The sequence below is a fragment of the Nitrospirota bacterium genome (assembly GCA_026387665.1).
GTDB lineage: Bacteria > Nitrospirota > Nitrospiria > Nitrospirales > Nitrospiraceae > Palsa-1315.
The window spans coordinates 359,119-379,492 of the sequence record JAPLLG010000003.1; the positions used below are offsets into that span (position 1 = coordinate 359,119).

Below are 20,374 nucleotides of genomic sequence, written 5' to 3' on the forward strand. Positions count from 1 at the left end.
CTATTTCGTCAACTCTCCAACCACGAGTCGCTCAATAATCTCAGAAAAATTCGCACTCGACGTCCAACCCAAATCAGCTGCTGCCCTGCTCGGGTCCCCAGCACTATGCGCAATTTCTGATGGTCGAAACAACGAAGGATCAACATCAACAAACTCACGCCAATCCAACCCTAGATGAGAAAAAACACCTTGCACAAACTGCTCCAAGGTATAGCTATGCCCCGTGGCAATCACATAATCTCCAGGAACATCAATCTGAAGCATACGCCACATCGCGTCTACATAGTCTGGCGCCCACCCCCAATCACGAGTGACATCAAGTCGGCCTAAACGCAAACGCTCCCCCGACCCTAACTTTATTCGACACGCGGCTGAAACAGTCTTGCGCGTAACAAATCGAGCTTGTCTCAACGGAGATTCATGATTGAATAGAATTCCGTTGCAGGAATGAACCCCATAAGCCTCGCGATAGTTCGCCACTAGCCAGTGAGCCGACGCCTTCGCGATGCCATAAGGACTCCGTGGCCTAAATGGGGTTTGTTCGTTTGCGCTTTGCTGGCCAACGTCACCAAACGACTCACTTGAACTGGCATGATAAACCCTGATGGGCCGGCCAAGGAACCGCACCGCCTCAAGCAGATTAAGCACACCAAAAGTCATGCTCTCAATACTTTCTGCAGGCTGCTCAAAGGACAACCCCACAGAGCTTGGCCCAGATAAAAAGTAAACCTCGTCAGGCTCAGAACGAACCAGGCAATTCAGCACACTTCTAAAATCAGTCTGCGCCATCGACAGAAAACTGACACGCTCTAAAATTCCTAGCGCTCTAAGATTTGAAAAGTTCGCCACCTGCGCGTCTCTTGAAGTCCCCCACAATTCATACCCTTGAGACAAGAGCAACTGAGCAAGGTACGCACCGTCTTGCCCTGAAATGCCACATATGAGAGCTTTCTTCACACCAGCCCCCTATAAAGAATGAGTATTTCCTCAACCATCAACATATCAACGAATACTACAGCGCTTTGAACCGCAAGCCAACACAGACGGTCAATTATCCGAAAGTATTAAAGTAAGTGCTCCGCCTTACATCAAGATCGACCTGTCATTATAAACCAACTAGCGACTGCCTTGCCCCAATAACACCACGGAGATAGTTTTAAAAATAATCTTCAGATCCAACGCGACAGACATATGCTTTAAATAATAGAGGTCGTACTCCAACTTTCTCACCGCATCTCCCACCGAACTCCCGTATCGATAGTTCACCTGAGCCCATCCAGTAATGCCAGGCTTCGCCATGTGCCGAAATGAATAATAGGGGATTTTATCCTGGTACTCCCTGACCAATAGCTCCCACTCGGCCCTCGGCCCCACGAAACTCATATCGCCCTTGAGCACGTTCCACATCTGCGGGATTTCGTCAATACGCCATAAACGCAACATTCTCCCAATGCGCGTAACTCTGGGATCATTCTGAGCGGTGTACAAGGATCCCTTCTCGCTGTCTGCACACATTGTCCGCAGCTTCACCACGGTAAAGGGCTGCTCGTTCTGTCCCACCCGAGTCTGGCGGTAGAACACTGGGCCACGCGTCTCCATCTTGATCAGGGCCATTGCGATCAGCATGATCGGGCTTGCCAGCACCAACCCTATCGTTGCACAAAGCACATCGAGGAGCCGCTTGATACGCCGAAACGTATGCTGATGCAAAATCAGAAATCCTGACGAAAAGACAAACCAGGACTCGCGGGCATGCTCCAAGAGCACCCGTCCCGTCAGCTCCTCCCCCAATGTCAACAGATCGGACACAAACACGCCCTGCATTCGGCATTGCAGCGCAGCCTGAATGAGCTGCTCCTGCTTCTGGCCTACCACGGCCACAACAATGCCCTCGACTCTGTGTTGCCTGACAAGCGTAACGAGAGCCACCGAACCGCCTAATACCTTATAATTATTAATGGTCCGAGCTTGCTTGTCCAGTGCGTCATCAATGAATCCCACGACATGATATTCCGAGTGGAACCGCTCCAGAATATTCAACGCCGTCGCACCTGCCTCCCCTGCTCCGACGATAAGAACGTTCCTGGGAACCAGCGACTCGTCGCGCAATCGCCAAAAGTTTGTTCGCCAGAAAAACAGCAGGGGAACTGCAAAGATCGTCTGAATCAAGAACACCCCACGAGGCAGCTTCACATCCGGCAGCATGTAATAGAGCGCGGAGAGTGCCATGCTAGCGACCAGCACAGCACTGCTAATATCAGCCATTGTGGAAGCTTTCTGGGCTCGATAGTTCATGCGGATATTGTAGAGGCCAAACAGGAACAAAAATAAAACATATGCGACAAGCACAATGAACCCTGAATGAAAGGATTCACTTAAACCCTCAGGGCCAACATCCCACCAAAATTCCATGGCCATAAAAAAGACGCCCAAGAGTATGGCTGCGTCTCCTGCAACCAGGTAGGCTTTATATTTTCTTGACCCGACACGATACATAGCCTTCAGCCTTGCAGCACGACCTTAAATTTCTCTATCGCTATACATTTATCTAAATGGGTCTCAAAATACCGTCGGCCTGACGAGCCCATGGATTCCCGCCGCTCACGATCCCTGGCGAGCGCGACGATGGCCACGGCAATCCGCTCGCCATCCCCTGAGACGAAAACTTCACCGCAACCAGTTTCCCGAATGAGCTGCGCCACCTCACTTCCCTCAGGCCCAATAAACATGACGGGACGGCCGACCGCCATGATTCCGTAGATCTTGCTCGACACACTCAAACCCTCCATGTTATTCCTGAGGGTGACCAGGTGAATGTCCCCGGCAGATAGGCTATAGCGCAATTGCTCCCTGGCCTGATAACTCATGAACATCACATTCCCCAGACCTTCCTGATCGACACACTCCTCCAATCTCACCTTACCCTGCCCTTCGCCGACAAACAAAAAACACACCTCCGGCACGGCTCGTAAATGACGAATCATCGGAAGAAGTGACTGCGCCTCATGGACCACCCCCAGGTTACCCGAATACATGACTACGATCCGGCCATCAAGCTTGTGTTTCGCTCTAAACCAATTATCCTGAGCCACCACCGGCATTAGCATCTCGCCATCGGCCCAATTGGGAATCAACGCAAGGCGTTGGCGCGAAACACCAAAACCAAGAAGATATCGTTCCATGCACCGGCCCACGACAATCACCCTGTCAGATCTCAGAAGCGACCAACGTGCCAGCCGCTTGAGAAGCCGAGCCACCGCGCCATCAGGCAGGACCCCCGCTTGAACCGCAATTTCTGGGAAGACGTCCTGCAGCCAACAGACCACCTTCCATCGCTTGAAACACCCGACAAGTACAGCCAGGACCGACAACATGGGTGGGTCCGACATCGCGACCACCACACTAACACCATTCGCTCGCGCCGCCGTCCATGCTGATGCCACGTAAAATGTCAGATAATCGATCAACCGGCCACACGAAGACCCGCGGCCAAACCGCGAGGACCACACCCTCTGTATCCGGACGCCCTTGTAAGAATCAGCAGAGGGAAGACTCTGATCCCCTCCCAAGTAACCAACACGTCCGGTCACAACCGTGACTGCAAACCCTTGGGCCACCAACCCTTCAGTCAAGTCAGTCAACATCTGTGCCGTCGCTGACTGGTCAGGATAAAAAAACCGATTAATGAAGAGCACATGCATACGTTAAGCCGACACCTTTAGCCTTCGGATTCCCGCCTTGAAATCACAAACTCTCCCAGCACCAACACATCCATCTGAGTCCGCAAAAAACAGTCAAGGGCTTCGTCAGGTCAACAGACAACTGGCTCGTTCTCATTAAACGAAGTGTTCAGTAAAATAGGCACCCCCGTCAGGCCCAGAAAGGCCTCTATGAGTCTGTAGTAGCGTTGATTTGCATGACGACAGACTGTCTGCAGCCGGCCAGACCCATCCACATGAGTGACCGCAGGAATGAGCTGACGCTTGCCCTTGCGAATTTGATACACCTGCATCATGAACGGTACGTCATCATCGGTCTCGAACCATGCAGGGACGGCCTCGCGAAGAATAGAAGGCGCAAAGGGACGGAATGACTCACGCCGCTTAATCTTGAGATTCAAGATGTCCTTCATGTCCGCGCGGCGCGGATCACCAAGTATCGAACGATTTCCCAAGGCCCTGGGTCCCCATTCCATACGCCCCTGAAACCAGCCGATGACTTTTCCCTTCGCGATCTCCTGCGCTGTCCGAAGGCATAATTCACCTTCATCTTTGATCTCTTCAATGATGCAACCCTGCTTCTTTAGCTCCTCACCCCTTACGCCTATCCTCTCACGGAGTTCGGCTTCGCCGAACCGCGGCCCCCAGTAAGCATGATCCATCACAAATGCGCGTTTGCCACCAAACGTATGCCATACGGTGAGAGCCGCGCCGATGGACCCGCCCGCATCGCCCGCCGCTGGGGGGATATACACCCGCTTGTAGGGTGTACTCCTCAACACCTTGCCGTTGGCTACCGAGTTCATTGCGCAGCCCCCGGCCAAAGCCAAGTTTTCGCCTCCATGCCTACGATGCAAAACCTGCAGCAAATGAAAGAGGGCCTCCTCGTACATCGCTTGCACCGACCGGGCGATATCCTTATGCCTCTGGGTAAGTTCATCGCCCTTCTGCCGCGCAGGACCAAGTAGCTCATTAAGCGCAACGGAAAACAGCCTCCCAACCTTAGGCTCACCGTTCTCCCACTCGTACTCGACCTTCTCATTATGGTGACGAAAAAAATCCAGGTTCAGTCTGAAAGCACCATCGTCGCGCAAATGAACAATGCGACGCATCTCAGTCATGAACTTTGGCTCACCGTAGGGTGCCAACCCCATGACCTTATATTCGTCACCGTAATTGGGGAAGCCAAGCCACTGGGTCAATGCCTCATAAAATATCCCTAGAGAGTGCGGGAAATAGACTTTGTCGTCGACTGTAATATCCTGACCAGAACCAATACCCCAAGCCGCGCTCGCAAAATCGCCGAATCCATCCACCGAGACAACAACAGCATCCTTGAACGGCGACACAAGAAAAGACGAGGCGAGGTGCGCAAGGTGATGCTCGACATGATGGACCTGGCCCGTGAATTTCTGTCCGGGAAATAGTGATGCTAGCTGGGCAGGGACATTGGTGCGCTCACTTTTATTCCTGACACGGTCGATCACCAACCCAAAATCAGGCCGCTTAGCGAGGGTAAAGCCGATCTTTCTCCAAAGATTGGCCTTTGCATTTTGATTGACGGCCACATGGTCCAAATCGTCCAAGCCAATTTTCGCCTCGGCCAGACAATAGCGAACTGCCTCTGAGGGGAACCCCGCCCAGTGCTTGATGCGACGAAAGCGCTCCTCCTCCACCGCTGAGACCAATATGCCATTCTTTAGCAAACAAGCGGACGAATCGCCGTGATAACTGTTGATGCCAAGAATGTAGGCCACAGGAAAATCCTAAACTAAAGGTAGATGAACTGACTGATTGAACAGGGGAACATAAATACAGCGAAGATCATCACGCTCATGATAATGACCTCGCCAATCCGCCTAACCCAATCACTGCACAACCAGGAACTCTTCATCAGAGGCATGAGCCTGCCACCAACATTCCGTAAGGTATAACGGAAACTAAAAACAGAAATTCTCTCGAAGCACCGATGCGGTGCTAGGCCCAGATCAATTAGCTCGCCAAATTTCCCAGCTTTTCCGGTACTCTCTTCTGTGGTTAGGCTGTGAGAGGAACATGGCCATTCAGGAAAGAAATGACTACGCGCGGCACTGCACTTTATCAAAGCCTACTGACGAAGCTCGACATGGAGCGTAGGCCTTGTCAATTCGAACATCAAGGCACAATGCGTCGACGTGGGGACCGAGCATATGAAAGGCACGTTATGGGAGTGAGCCCAATACGCAGCAGGGGCTACCATTCGACAACGCTGCCGATGCATCCACAGTCTTAGGCATTAAGTGTACAACTCAAGACTTCATCTGACAGACAGCGAGTCCTCACCGGGTTTACGCCGCTAAGATTTCCTCCTTCGCCAACGACACACTGTCCCTGAACGTCTGCATCGGCGTCTTGCCATAACACCAGCGGCCTTGATGCGGGCGCTGCTGGTTGTATTCCTCCATCCACGCATCGAGATCGGCCTGCAACTCCTCCAGCGTCCGATAGATCTTCTTCCGGAACGCGACGCGATAGAACTCGTTCAACATGGTCTTGTGGAAGCGCTCGCAGATCCCGTTGGTCTGGGGATGCCGCGTCTTCGTGCGCGTGTGGTCGATATTCTCCACGGCCAGGTACAGTTCATACTCATGGCGCTCGGGCGCCCCGCAGTACTCAGTCCCGCGGTCGGTCAGCACTCGGCTCAAGGGAATCTCCTGCTGCTCGAAGAAGGGCAGCACCCGATCATTCAAGAAATCGGCGGCCATCACTGGAGTCTTGCGGTCATACAGTTTCGCGAATCCGACCTTGCTGTAGGTGTCGATGAACGTCTGTTGATAGATGCGCCCGACGCCCTTGAGCGTTCCCACATAGAAGGTATCTTGGGCGCCGCAGTAGCCGGGACATTCGCTCTCGAATTCGCCGTGAGCTTCTTTGTCCGCCTTCGCCTTCTCCAACGCCACGACCTGGGCCTCCGTCAAGACCAGGCCCTCCTGGGCGACCTTCGCCTCCAACGCCTTGAGCCGTTTCCGCATCGTCTCCAGATCATGCCGGAGCCAGATACACCGGACGCCGGCGGGGGAGATCGTGAGGGCCTGTTTGCGGAGTTCGTTGGCGACGCGCAGTTGCCCCCAGGCCGGTTGCTCGATCGCCATTTGCACAATGGCCTCTTCCACCTCCGCCGACACACGATTCTTCAGGAGCGGCTTCTGGCGGGAGATCTCCTGGAGGGCGGCCTCACCGCCGGTCTCATAGAGCTCCTTGAAACGATAGAAGCTGTCCCGGCTATAGCCCATCAGCTGACAGGCCTTGGAGACATTGCCGAGTTGCTTTGCCAATTCCAACACGCCGACCTTCGCCCGGATGATCTTCTGCTCGGTGGTCATCGTCCTCACTCCTTTCGTGAAGGAGAGGACTCTACCTGACTGTCAGATTAAGTTCTAGCTTTCGCACATTAAGACAAAAACCACCTTCAACGTTTTCCAATGAGCTCCGTGATCGCTTGGCCTACGAGCTCAAGCATGCGAGAGGGGGGAGGCTGCATCGGTTGCTTGCTGCGACGCCTAGCCTCTGTAATCGCAGCAGGTAAATCTTCAGGCTCATAAGCAGGAACCACCCTTCCTTCCAATGCTAGAGCCTGAAGCAGTTCAACCTGATGATCATCAACAAGTTCGCCATACTGCCGACGCCTAGGCATCACCACGGGAACCTTTCTAGCCTGCAAAACATGAAATAACGTGCCTGCCCCAGCGTGAGCAATAATCAAATCGGCGTCCCTGATGAATTTCGCGAATTGGTCCATTGAAAGAAAGTCATATTTCTTGCAAAACTTCGGCACAAAAGAGGGGTTATTGCCACCTTGAATGCAAACCTGGTCACTCGCTAACAGACCATTCCCCGCAAGCATCTCGACTGCATTCAGTAAACGCAAAAAGCCTTGGCTTCCATTCCCGACCGCAACAAAAATCATACAAGAGGTCCGCCATAGACTCCATTGGGAAAGAACCGCTCTAGTGGCCTCCACTGATAAAAGAATCGGTCCGCAAGTCGGCACATAATTCTTCCAGTTAAGGATGGCTCTCTCACTCGCGTAAACGTCTCGACGAAAATCGTGGGAATCTTGAATAGCTTTCCGATCATCGCAAAAGGCACAACTGGACCTGCGCCCGCGCTCAGGATCATACTTGGCCGCTCTTTATGCAAAATGCGCCAGGCTTCCCACAAGTTCACAACAAACAGCCAGTCCCGTTCGGAGTGCCGAATGAACCAAGTTTTACCTGCCATATCTTCAGGCAGCAGCACACGATCGTTCAAAACATAAAAATACTCATATCGCTCATATATAGGTCTCAACGCCCGTATTTCGGTGAGATGTCCACCACATGACGAAACTATGCAAATCTTGCTTGCTTGCTTATTACTTTCAGCCATGAGCAATGACTCCACTTTTCATGTTCTGAACCATCCCTAATTGAGTATCCGTGACCACTCTTGAGCGTTGGGCATCCTCACTTCTCACCTCTGTATATCCACTTATACTAGAAGCACCATGGTTTCCTTCGTGCAAAATGGCCCCTCGGCAGCAGCGGAAGCACACACAATAACCCGCTCCGACCAATCGGCACATGTTTCGACATGGGCCAATGGTTGACACTTAAGACCTAATGCTATCTGAGCCTGTCTTGGCTGTGTTTTCTTCAGCAGAGCGCAATGAATGGCGAGCGACAACCAAGAAAATGATTAGGCGGCGTAACATGCCAGGGACAGCACGGCCCAAGAGCATGAGCTCATCTGCTACATACTGAGCTTCCCTCTGTTTTTCGTCTTCCATCGGGCGGGGTTCAGGCTACCAGATTTCCCTCGTGTTGAGCCAGACGCCACGCATCCAGAAACTGCATCGGCGACTGGTAGCCCAGCGTCGAGTGCCGTCGCGTCCGGTTGTAGAACACCTCAATGTATTCGAAGCTCGCCGTCGTCATTGCTGCTCGTGTGGCATAGCGCAACCCATGGACCCGCTCGTTCTTGAAACTGTTAAACCAACTTTCGGTCGGTGCGTTATCCCAACAATTCCCTTTGCGGCTCATGGAGCAGACCATGCCGTAGGCCTTCAGCTTGTCCTGGAACGGTTGGCTGGCGTATTGGCTGCCCCGATCCGAGTGATGCATCAGCCCCACAGCTGGTTTCCTGCGGAACCACGCCATCGTCAGCGCGTCCGTCACAATGTCCGCCGTCATGCGGGGTTTTAGCGACCAACCCACCACTTCGCGGTTGAACAGGTCGAGCACGATCGCCAGATAGAGCCAGCCTTCATCCGTCCACAGATAGGTGATGTCTGATGTCCAGGTCTGATTCGGGGCGGATGGCGTGAAGTTCCGATTCAGCCGGTTCGTCGCCACCGGCAGGTTGTGGCTTGAGTCCGTCGTCACCTTGTACCGCCGCTTGTGACGCGCACGAATACCGTGTTCCCGCATCAGTCGTTCGACTCGCGGCTTGGAAGCGGGACACCCACGTCCACGCAGTTCTCTCACCATTCTCGGGCTGCCGTAGGCGCCCTTGAGTTCTTGGTGAATGACGTGGATCAGCGCGAGCAGCTGTGCATCCGTCAGCCGTGTGCGATTCGGCGTGCCGCCGTACCGCCAGGCGCGATAGCCGCTTTCGCTCACCGCCAGGACCACACACATCTCGTCCAGGGTATAGTCCGTGCGCTGCCCCTCCATCCAGGCGTACTTCACAGCGTGTCCCTTGCGAAGTACGCCGTCGCTTTTTTTAGGATTTCGTTCTCTCGCTTCAGTCGCACGTTTTCGGCGCGCAATCGTGACAGCTCCATCTGCTCCGGTGTCACCACCTTGACGCCCGCCCCATTGAGCGTCCCGGCCGCGGCCGCCTTGACCCAGTTCCGTAGGGTTTGTTCGACCAACCCCAACTCCCTGGCCGCCGCTCCGGCTGTCAGCCCATCGTTGACTCGCTTCACCGCCAATGCCTTGAACTCGGCGGTGTATTCCTGCCGGGTATCTTCATCGTCCTCCCTTTCATGGTGACTGCGATTATACGTCACCCGTGGAAGACGAAATTTCAGGGGAACCTCATACAGCTCTCTCAAGCTGATCAATCACTGGACCAAATGTGCAATACTTATGATGTCTCCGCAACCACCACATTTAAGATAATTGATCTTAAAATCGTCTGCTGTGGGCTCATTTTCCGTTGAACATTCTTCACAATACGCCAATCCAGTTCCCTGCTCAACTCTTATACGATCTGGCGTTTTACGCCTATTCTTACTCTCGCTCGATTCCATTCCCTGCACTCCTCTCTCCAGCGGACTCGCCTATTTTCGGCCCCAACCGAACTTGAACTCAGAATGGTCTCGATGAGCCATCGATACCTGCATCGAAATTAATTTAAGCTATCTACGCTTCCTAAAATTCACCTAGCTCCCCTTCATAGAATCCAACAAAAACTCTACCACTCACAATACATAACAGACCTCTACAGGCAAGAAGATGCATGCACCTTCCCTTCTTCATCCTGCAGAATGACTCCTCCGATTGTAGGTTCTCGTTTAATCTTCGCAGTGAAAATTAAACGGAAAAACATTTGGAAAAATGCCTTCGGTCCTGCGGTTATTAACCGGAAAATAATCTCACGCTTAACGAACAATGGATTAAAATAATAGCACTTCCCATACCGAGCCCGCAGCCTTGAAAAAGCAATATGTCGATTCACGTAATAGTAGGCCTTCAGCAACTCATCCTGGCTCAGTATTCCATTTGTGCAAACTGGCTTATAATTCGGCACACTGTGCGGCGTGGGAACCCATTTCTCCCAGTCCCTGTAGCTGTCACAAATCCACCCATTTTTCTCAGCAATGGGGTATAGCTGGGACCCTGGGTAAGGCGTGCTGATTGAGCAAGAGGCAAAATCAGGCTTTAACTCGTCCAAAAACTTGATGGTCTTTTCGATGCTTTCCCAATTCTCCTCAAGATTGCCCACCATGCAAAGGGCAAACGAACTGATGCCCGCTTCGCGTGTCATGGCAAAAGCTTCTTTGGCCCTGGCCAGTGTTTGCTTCTTCTTGATCGCATCTAGAACCTTCTGATCGCCCGATTCCACACCATAGGCAATCAGCCTGCACCCAGCCGACTTCATCTCAGCAAGCATATCAGGAAATATCGTGTTCACTTTTCCGGTACATCGCCACTCAATGCCAGGGCAGTGCTGCCGGATTGCCTCACAAAACTCCTTAATCCGTGACTTCTTCAGAGTGAAAGTATCGTCCAGGATGTTAAATGTGTGAGCGCCGTACATTTCCTGCAACATTTTGATCTCACCGATGACATTGGGGATGCTGCGAAACCTCACGCGGCGCTTCCAAATGGAATCCTCATCGCAAAACACACATTCGTACGGGCAGCCCCTTCCAGTAATAACCGGAAATACTGGTATTTCCTTCTGGTGATAGACAGGCATATCTAAATACGTGACTCTAGATAATTCACGCCATAACGGATAAGGAAGCGTATCCATATCCTGAAGCAACGCACGTGTCCCGTTAACACGAGTACGGCCGCCAACCTTCCAAACCAGTCCATCCACAAAATTAAAATTTGGATAGAGCTCATCATACCGCATCATCAATTCAAGACAGGTTAATTCTCCTTCGCCGTATACCACAAAATCGCAGTTCGGATTACTAGCCACCTCATCGGGTAACGCTGAAGGATGAGGACCTCCAGCTATGGTCACGATGTCGGGATCTATACTCTTGATAATGGCTAGAATGTTCTCCGCAAAACGGTTCTGAGGCGTCATCCAAGATACTCCAACGAAACGGAACTGCCCTTCGCGAATGACGCGCCTCAAATCTCCGTCGGTTAAGCCAAGAGGGTCCATATCCAAAAGCGTCACGCGAAACCCGTACTGCTCCAGAAATGCTCCGAGATAGGCAATGCCAAGAGGTGGTTCCGGATGCTTGCTTGTGGTTGGAGGATGGATAAAAAGAATTTTCTCAGGATTTGCTTCTCGCGCCCGCCTTATCTCCTTTATGTCTCCCTTTATCCAACTGAGCTGCTCAGCTGCGCTTTCTATCTGAATTAGTTCCTTCATAGATTGCCCCCCCTGCCCGCGCCTATCAATTGCCTAATACATTAAAATCATGCTCTTAATGTAATATACTAGTCAAGTCGTTCTCAGCATGCCAATATAAACATTGAACGGTTACATGATCTTGTTGCTCGTTCTTCAAGATTCGTCCATAGGCTTGGCTGGGTTCTGCCCCACTTTTACGGACACCTGGTTCCGGCTCATAATGAGCCAGGAGGGGTGTCATGGGAGCACGACGGAAGTTTTCAGCCGAGTACAAACGTGAAGCGGTGGCGATGCTGAAGGCACCGGGGGTGACGGTAAGCCAGATCGCCGCAGATCTAGGCATCGGGTCAAATGTCCTGGGACGGTGGTGCCGCGAGTTGCGGCAGGATCCCAAGCAGGCGTTTGTGGGCCACGGGCGATCCCGCGATGAAGAGGTGAGCCAGCTCCGTCGCGAGTTGGCCCGAGTGACGAAGGAGCGGGATTTTTTACGAGAAGCGGCAGCGTTCTTCGCGAGAGCGTCGAAGTGAAGTTTCGGATGATCCAACGCTGCCGCACCGCCTTTCCCATCCGATTGATGTGTCGGTGTTTGCGCGTGTCGGCCAGCGGGTATTATAGCTGGACGACGCGGGTGCCGAGTGCACGGAACCAGGCGAACGCCCGGCTCCTCACCCGGATTCGTCAGCTCCATGCTGATTCCGACGGCGTTATCGGGAGTCCGCGGATCTGGGAGGATCTGCGTTACGCCGGTGAGCGATGTGGGCGCCACCGGGTGGCCCGTCTGATGCGCCGAGCTGGCTTGCGCGGCTTCCCGCAGCGGCGACGCTGGCGCACCAAGCCGTCAGGGACACCTCCGGCTGGAACCCGCAACCACTTGGAGCGAGACTTCACCGCCACCGCGCCCAATACCAAATGGGTCACCGATATCACCTATGTGCGAACCGCCGAACACTGGCTGTACTTGTGTATCGTCTTAGATTTGTATTCAGGGCTCGTGGTGGGCTGGTCCATGAGTGCGCGGCAAGATTGCCAGCTGGTCGTCCAAGCCGTCCTCATGGCTATCTGGCAGCGGCCCACCCGTACCCCGGTCATTCTCCATTCCGATCGGGGGGGTCAGTTTACCTCGGCGGAATACCAACAGTTCCTGGCGGCCCACCAGGTGACCTATAGCATGAGCACGGTGGGCAGTTGTGCGGACAATGCCGCGGCGGAAAGTTTCTTCGGCGTCCTCAAACGGGAGCGGGTCAATCGGCGGCAGTACCAGACGAGAGCCGAGGCGAGAGCGGATATCTTTGATTACATCGAGCGCTGGCACAATCCCCGGCAGCGGCGGAGACTCGATCAGCAGCACCAGGGGGAGCAACTCTTAATTCAACCGTCCGTGGAAATGGGGTAGAACCCTCTCAGTGAACTTTAACTCTGGACCACAGAGCACCACAAAATCTCATTATGCATCCCTTCCCCGCTGCCTTAATCCAGCCTCACCCACGGCAATATGCTGCCACCATCACGTAACCAGCGATATGTTGCCAAGAATTGGGCACCGATCTGATCCCAGGAAAAGTCTCGCCTCATCCACTCATGGCCAGCTCGGCCCATTTCCCTGAGCCGCTCGGGCGATGCAGAGAGTGCTTGCTCAAGACAGGTAACAAGCGGATCCACGCCGATGTCGATCCACCAACCTGCCCCCTCTTTCTCCAGCCCACCCCACGGTGCGCCCTTGGTCACGATGACAGGCGTTCCCGCAGCCAGAGCTTCAGCCACCGCCATGCCAAAATTCTCCGAATGTGTGGGCAATACAAATAAGCTAGCCTCCCGATAAGCGCGTAGTTTTTCTTCAGCAAACAGCGGACCACAAAAAACAACACGCTCAAGTCGTAATTGCGCAACCAACGCTCGCATTTCTTTTAAATAGCGATTATTACCTGGTCCGGCGACATGGAGCTCCCACTCTGGAAATCGATCCTCTACTGCCCGCCAGGCACGCAACAAAATATCTACACCTTTTACGGGATGGATTCGCCCCAAAAATAACAACCTCCGTCGACCACCACTCGGCATTCCTTCAAGCATCGGGACGTCAATACCGTTAGGGATCATGCAAACTGGCTGCGTGAAGCCAACCCTCCGAATATCTTCATATTCGCTTTCTGACGTCGCATGGAAACAGGCTGCATGGCGTAAGGCCGGCGCTTGCCAGAGCCGCCAAAAAACTCTCTTCTGCAAGGCATTTTGACGCAACGCCCAAGGCGAGAGCATCCCTCGTGGCGAAACCACGAGTCGAGAGCGCCCACACCGACAAGCACGCCCAGGATAGATACTTGGCATAGTCCAAAGACTGTGACTATGGACGATGTCGATTTTCCCCGATGCCACTTCCTCCTTGAGCCAGCGGCACATTTGCGGCGATACCACCAAACGACGAAACCACCACCACAAATGGAAACTCATCAGATACCCCGGCTTGGCAGAAATACGCGTCCAGCCTACGGTCGCAAGACGTACATCTTCGCCTGCAGCAATCAGCGATTCGCAAAGACGTGGGACAGAATACGAAGGCCCGCTCGCTTCTTCTGTAATCGCAGGGACGACGTGGATTACTCGCATGCTGGCATCCTCAATAACCTCTCTGGTCCAGCGCCGCGACTAATATACTCCTGGCACGGCCAGCAGAGGCAAATCGAACACGGGACGCCCAGACCTCATGGCACGGAGCCAGACGTTCACAGGGGGAAAACCCATATTCTTGGGATTCATGACAAATTGGCACGAGACTTATCTGGCTGCTACGCCAGCATTGCCTTGCAACGGCACCCGCAAAACTGCACACGCAGGGCCCAAGTGTTCCTAAGAACTTCGACCTCACGAACGGCCTGCATAGGTCCAAAGAATACGCCATACTGGCCCAGTCGCTGTCACGCAACAATTAATCACGCAAGTAGTGGGTAGATTCTGGCAGACCAACAGATAAGACTTCGCTTCAAGATCAATTTTTCATCTTGGACCGCTGAAACTGAATCTTACATGACTACGCCGTCCTGTGGAGACGGCGCCCCAGCCCCCGACTTAAAACATGGTCACGACACAACCTCGCTTATCGCGTCGAACTTCCCGCTGAAGAAAAAAACATAATGCATCTGTATGGCACATAAACAAAAAGAGCATTTCGAAACATATCGATTATTCCTATAACCAATTCGCGCTCCAAATTGACCGAATAGCTCCACACAAATGAAAAAATGATCCACATGCCAACTCCAGGCGATTCCACCATGCGCGAAGTCAGCTTCCCCATGAGCCAACCAAAACAAAAATAGCCAATAGCCACTCCTAGCCAACCGAACTCGATATAAAACTGAGTCACTGGGCCCAGTGCCGTGTCAAACAAAACCGGCATATTAAGTAGCTCTTGCGCCACCAGTTGGGGGGATGTAACTGAGGGTTTATCCTCCCACAAAAAACGAGGGATCAATGCATGTAGAGAAACACCAATGCCCTCGCCATACAAATGAGATTCACCTGCATCGATCGCATCGATCACATCAGACAAAAAGTTTATTCCCCCACCAGCCCGATCACTGACCCGCTCCGTAACATCTGACATCGACTCAGCAATTCGGCTCAACTCGCCCGAGCCAATGTTCTTAACTGCGTAAAGGAACTGATTCTCCGAAGATGCAAACGCTTCGACATCACCAAGTCGCACCATTTGCACAGCCAGCGCGACAGAGAAACACAATGCCAGCAATAGCAAAGCATGGTGGACTCCGACGATCATGTTACGGTAATGCTTCAGGCCAACAAGAAAAAAAATTAACGCAGTAATAGCAGGGCGGGTCTGGGAAGATAAAACCAGAACCATGATAATGCCCAGCCCATAACTCCAAAAAAGTACGCGAGATAGCACCCTGACGTTTCGACAGGAAACAGTGGACAGAAAACCAAGGAGAAGAATGATCGGCAACTGTAAATTCATCGCAAAGACGTCACGAACTGATGCGGCGATCGTGCGCTCCTGCTCGTAATAACGCGCTTGATTGAAAAATATTCCTTCCGAGACACGCCACACATACGCGTATGCGACTAACCCGATGCCCACAGCGCAGAATACCAGGAGAACCTGCGCTTCACGCTGGCCCAGCCATGTCGAAGAGATGATCTTGTTTTCACTAAACTGGCCATACTTCATTCCCATGCTGCAAGCTACATAACCAATGAAAATGAGCAACGCTATAAAGACCTGGTTTTCATGGGGGAGTTGCCCACTCAGAGCCAACATCAGAAACGGAAGAAGGTAATACATGAAGTAGAAAATGCCATAAAATGGCAGTGGGCGCGCAATATCGATACACACGCCCGATGAGGATTGCACGTGACTCTTAACAATCAAAATGCCCGTAGCAGTGATTATCAGCAGTGATAGCAACATTGGAATGGGACTCTCATCCAGAATGACACTTCCTATGAATTTTCATTATTGTTGTCGCCACAGCCAAACTCCGCTTCCCACTTATCATCCTCACTATCTATTTCATTTCTTCGACAAGATCGGACTACTCGAGCAGGATTGCCAACAACTACGGCATACTTAGGGACATCACTGACAACAACTGCGTGAGCTCCCACGATCGCTCCCCGCCCGACGCGGACATTCCCTACCACACAACATCCTGCATAGAGAGTAACAAAGTCCTCTATGACCGGGATGCCCGATGGACTACTAATAATACTGACATTATGAAACACTCGAACACGGCAGCCAATGATGGCATGACGGCTATAAACGATTCCAAGAGGATGGGGCCACCAATGACCATGGCCTATCGAGGTCTCTCCCCAAATATCCACATGATACACATGGTAAAGAATTTTCCGGCATAGGTATGCCACGGGCCACAGGTAATACCGATAACCAAGATTCCCGATGCGCACAACTAGTAACGCATGCACACCACTAAAGAATAGTATTTGATATAAAAGCTTTGCATAGCGATATCCCCTGGATCCTGCGTGAGGAATCAGGGAGCGCCAATCGTTCCAAACTATTTCCAGAAACCACTGCTTATACCGATGCTCTACATGGCCATGCAATGATTGCTTCACGATGTACCTTCTCACGCTATCAGCGGAGCAATGGGATAAAATATTTACAACTGATCTTACGAATTCACATCAGTATCCTTCGGCAATGAAGCATTAATAAAATCACGACTGCGAAGCAGTTAACGACATTTATCACCCTCTCCACCGTGCAGTGCCGACAATAACCGCGAACACAGCAACCCAGCTCAAAAAACTCAAAACTGAGAACCGAAGCGACGGCATTGATTTCAAAAAAGTGACACCTGTAACGAGCGGCATTTTCTGACAATGCATTATGACACTGGCGGCATTTGCCACACCACCAAGCTTGTCCCTTTCAAGCTCGTGAGCGCCTTCCCTTTGCAGATCTGTACGATCGCCTTAGTGACATCGCCAATCACCAGATAGTCATGCCAAACGACCAAACCGCCTGGACGAATCATGTCAAACGCTTTCTCCGTATCGTGCATAACGCCAGCATAAGAATGATCTGCATCTATAAAAACAAAGTCTACCCTCCGCTTGAACTGCGCAAGATCAAACTCCCCGGAATCTCCCATCAGCATTTTGACTTTACTCTCCACAGGTGTCGACAAGAAGCACTCACCAACCTGCACCTCCTTAAAAAACGGAGTGTCTGCGCCGAAATCAAATCTCCCTTTCTCTTTGTCGATCGTGTAAACCATGGCAGCCTCAGGCGAATTCAACGCAAGATGCAGGGTGGTCCTACCATCAAACGTCCCAAACTCAAATAGGACTTTTGGAGAAAGCATCTGAACAAGAGATGAAATTGTCACGACCTCTTCCCATGAAAGGTTGTACGCATTGGGGCGGGCAAGACTCACTCGGCTTTCGGCCTTAGCTATATCAGGAAAAATCTCTTCCACAAATTTCCCGGGAGGACCACCTTTCGGTTCTCGCCTCATCGCGCACTCTCTCGCCACCTCGTGCCGAAAAATAAACCAATCGCGCGGCGCATACCTCCTAGCGAGAAACCCGTATCGGAACAGTTCTCGCCAAAAACTTTCCGGGTTAGCGAGCGCATGAAATAGTCGAGTGAGCACTATGGAAACCTCCATTTACGAGAAAATGCAGTCACAGATTCACTCCACTGGCCAGCACAGGAACTGGACGGAGTAGCCCACGCATGAGCCAATGCGCGCCTAGTGCTATCGTTACTGCCCAAATAACATATGACACCAACGTGCTGAAGGCAGCACCCAGCATGCCATAGGCAGGAACAGCCACGATATTGATCAGAACATTGCTTACTGCAGCCACCGCGGTCGCCACTAGAATTCCCCTTGGTCTTTTACTCGCCAAAAAAAGAGGGAGAATCGAATAGCCCGCGACATAAAAACAGTGGGCCGTAGCAATGCACATCATTACCTGCCAACCGATCCAGTAACTATTCCCGAGCATAAGCGCAGCAATTGTTTCTCCTGCGAAACACAGAGTCACCGTTCCCAAGACGCTTCCGAGAAAACCACACGCCGTACGCCATAGCAACACCCGTTTCACACCCTGCCAATCATTCACTGAAGCCTTGTCATACAGAAGCGGCCTGGTTAAAACTTCGAGCCACCCATTCAGCATCAAATATGGCAGAGACCAAAATCCATAATTCATTGCATAAATACCGACATCTCGCAGAGTCATGAAATGTTCAATCAAGTACCGGTCTCCAGTGGATAGCACCCAGTGAACTAAATATCCGAGCGGGAGAGCCCAGCCAAAGCTGGTGAAAGAATTCTTAAGGCTGCTCAACTCCTTCCACGTATCCACCGGCCTTTCATTAAGATCACGCTGGCCACTTGGCGAACGCGAAACAACTAATACAATAAGAATGGCAAGCCCCTGGGATAGGATAACGGCATCTGCTCCTGGCATGGCCATGCCCAGCAACAGCACAAGGCCCAAGGGATAGAATCCTTTCAGGAAAATATTTGTCATCGCAAGTCGTCTCTGAAGACGATGAGCCTCCAGATAATTCGTCGTCGCACTCATAAACGGTTGCACGAGAATCAACACAGCAGCTGGAATAACCAGCTGAAAATACACACTGCCCCCCCTTGATCGCTCTGCCAGAGCCACCAGCAGATAAATGAAAAGTGCGATACCTCCCGCAATGCCTAGCACCCAGTTGAAGGTGCTCGCGTACCAACTGGCCATTCCACATTTCAGATAATCAAAGTACACACGAAGATGCACGGTCATGAGCGGACCAACAAGCAGACCGTTAAGCAAGGCAAGTACACCTAGAACGAGACTTGCCTGCCCATACTCATCGGCACCAACAAGACTGGTAACAATTTTGACTGCGACAAGACCAACAGAGGCACTCGCCAGGTTGCCCACCAGGGACCAGAAGCTGTCGGCGCAGAATTTAGGAGAGAATTGAGCGTGAAGGATCTTCACCGAGATTGACTGACCCCAATCGAAAGAACTTTCCTTTTAATCTTGTCTACCAAGTGATTAACGTTTTCAACGATTTTCATTGGTGGAGTATACGCGCTCACTGCCCCTAAGGCACCTACAACGCGCAAATAGCCCAATGTCCGATTTAAATCGTTTCTCTGATTCTTCTCCACATAATCAGAAATAATTAATTCTTGTCCCATTGTGCCCAGCGCGTCACTTAGCAGAGGATCGTTGATCAGCCTGATAAGCGCTTGATATCGTTCTGCCGCCGTGGTCACGCGAATCCCTGCCCCCTCAGGATTGCAATATTTATAAACCATATCATTACCTGAGAGAACAGGCCGACCCATTGCATGAGCATCGAGAGTTGAAATTGGCCCACACTCAATTCCCAAACTGACTAACACAACACGGGCCGAGCTGATTTCTTTGGCCAACTGGGCAAGGGGCAATGAGTGCATTGACAACTGCCCTGCTCGGAATCGCAATCCTCTAAGTATATAGGGTGGAATCTCCGCCTTAATGTGAGCCCCGTGACAAGGGCCATATAACGTCCACCGATAAGACGGATGCTCCCATAACACTCGTTGCATCGTTTCCGCCCAGCTACGCAGCCCCTTCTTCGTCCAAGCTCCTACCCACACAATGCGATTCTCAACCGGCACCCTCGATAGCCCTTGATACAGCCAGTTCCATGGAACCACATTTCGTATCAGCATAAACTTATGACGCAATCTGGGATACCGGACACAGTATTCTGCCAGCTGCCCTTGGCCGACAAGTGCATAAATATCAATGGCCGTTTCTTCCTGAAATGCCTTGTGACTTCCGTAACGATCAATATTCTGCCCGATATGGACAACCTTCGCCTTGGGAAACTTTGACCTAAAGAAATCAGCCGCAGCAAAGGCCCCTTCCAGAAATATGACATCAGGGCTTCGGATGCGTCCAGATGCCAGCAATCGCTCCTGATCGGATTGGTTACTGGATCCGACAAAATCAACGGCCTCTTCTACAATATCCTCCTTTGTTGCGCCAAGGACCTGCACATGATGCCCCATCTGAGTCAGGTTTCTTGCATGCCACAGCAG

General features: G+C 51.9%; 13 protein-coding genes and 3 pseudogenes. 1 reads left to right on the plus strand and 15 read right to left on the minus strand.

The genetic code is table 11. The annotated features are described in order from the left end of the window. From NT179_02425 to NT179_02460, 8 genes and pseudogenes are all read right to left on the minus strand, one after another. On the minus strand, positions 1-957 hold the full coding sequence (locus tag NT179_02425) for a GDP-mannose 4,6-dehydratase (protein ID MCX5720870.1): 957 nt from the start codon (positions 955-957) through the stop codon (positions 1-3). 159 nt (positions 958-1,116) lie between these two features. After that, positions 1,117-2,496 (minus strand): sugar transferase, encoded by a 1,380-nt coding sequence (locus NT179_02430; GenBank protein ID MCX5720871.1) that lies wholly within the window; start codon positions 2,494-2,496, stop codon positions 1,117-1,119. A gap of 5 nt (positions 2,497-2,501) precedes the next feature. Continuing rightward, positions 2,502-3,644, minus strand: coding sequence for a glycosyltransferase family 4 protein (locus tag NT179_02435; GenBank protein ID MCX5720872.1), 1,143 nt, complete (start codon positions 3,642-3,644; stop codon positions 2,502-2,504). Positions 3,645-3,718: 74 nt separating this feature from the next. Further along, positions 3,719-5,476: pseudogene (locus NT179_02440) on the minus strand (carbamoyltransferase). A gap of 570 nt (positions 5,477-6,046) precedes the next feature. Beyond that, a complete protein-coding gene (locus tag NT179_02445; GenBank protein ID MCX5720873.1) occupies positions 6,047-7,081 on the minus strand; it encodes an IS481 family transposase in 1,035 nt (344 codons plus the stop codon). A gap of 86 nt (positions 7,082-7,167) precedes the next feature. Next, entirely contained in the window at positions 7,168-7,665 is a 498-nt protein-coding gene (locus NT179_02450; GenBank protein ID MCX5720874.1) for a glycosyltransferase, read from the minus strand. A gap of 871 nt (positions 7,666-8,536) precedes the next feature. Continuing rightward, a protein-coding gene (locus NT179_02455; protein ID MCX5720875.1) for an IS3 family transposase occupies positions 8,537-9,672 on the minus strand; the annotation gives its coding sequence in 2 pieces (ribosomal slippage) (positions 8,537-9,465 and positions 9,465-9,672; 1,137 coding nt in all). A gap of 512 nt (positions 9,673-10,184) precedes the next feature. Further along, on the minus strand, positions 10,185-11,801 hold the full coding sequence (locus NT179_02460; GenBank protein MCX5720876.1) for a cobalamin-dependent protein: 1,617 nt from the start codon (positions 11,799-11,801) through the stop codon (positions 10,185-10,187). 221 nt (positions 11,802-12,022) lie between these two features. On the opposite strand from NT179_02460, the gene NT179_02465 reads away from it, so the two are divergent. After that, positions 12,023-13,176 (plus strand): IS3 family transposase gene (locus NT179_02465; GenBank protein ID MCX5720877.1). Its coding sequence is split into 2 segments (ribosomal slippage): positions 12,023-12,272 and positions 12,272-13,176, totalling 1,155 coding nucleotides; the frame shifts between segments, so codons are not numbered across the junction. Between the two features lie 74 nt (positions 13,177-13,250). Here the strand turns inward: NT179_02465 and NT179_02470 are convergent. From NT179_02470 to NT179_02500, 7 genes and pseudogenes are all read right to left on the minus strand, one after another. Next, positions 13,251-14,387, minus strand: coding sequence for a glycosyltransferase (locus NT179_02470; protein ID MCX5720878.1), 1,137 nt, complete (start codon positions 14,385-14,387; stop codon positions 13,251-13,253). A gap of 487 nt (positions 14,388-14,874) precedes the next feature. After that, on the minus strand, positions 14,875-16,209 hold the full coding sequence (locus NT179_02475) for a hypothetical protein (protein MCX5720879.1): 1,335 nt from the start codon (positions 16,207-16,209) through the stop codon (positions 14,875-14,877). A 122-nt stretch (positions 16,210-16,331) separates the two neighbouring features. Further along, positions 16,332-16,424, minus strand: a pseudogene (locus NT179_02480) (chloramphenicol acetyltransferase). Continuing rightward, positions 16,398-16,526 (minus strand): annotated as a pseudogene (locus NT179_02485) (hypothetical protein). The pseudogenes NT179_02480 and NT179_02485 overlap by 27 nt, the downstream one beginning before the upstream one ends. 629 nt (positions 16,527-17,155) lie before the next feature. Next, positions 17,156-17,749: a class I SAM-dependent methyltransferase gene (locus NT179_02490; GenBank protein ID MCX5720880.1), complete on the minus strand. Its 594-nt coding sequence runs from the start codon at positions 17,747-17,749 to the stop codon at positions 17,156-17,158. Positions 17,750-17,957: 208 nt separating this feature from the next. Continuing rightward, complete coding sequence (locus NT179_02495) at positions 17,958-19,280, minus strand: oligosaccharide flippase family protein (GenBank protein MCX5720881.1); 1,323 nt, start codon at positions 19,278-19,280, stop codon at positions 17,958-17,960. Beyond that, positions 19,277-20,344: a glycosyltransferase gene (locus tag NT179_02500; protein MCX5720882.1), complete on the minus strand. Its 1,068-nt coding sequence runs from the start codon at positions 20,342-20,344 to the stop codon at positions 19,277-19,279. Before NT179_02500 ends, NT179_02495 begins: the two co-directional genes overlap by 4 nt. Positions 20,345-20,374: the final 30 nt, after the last annotated feature.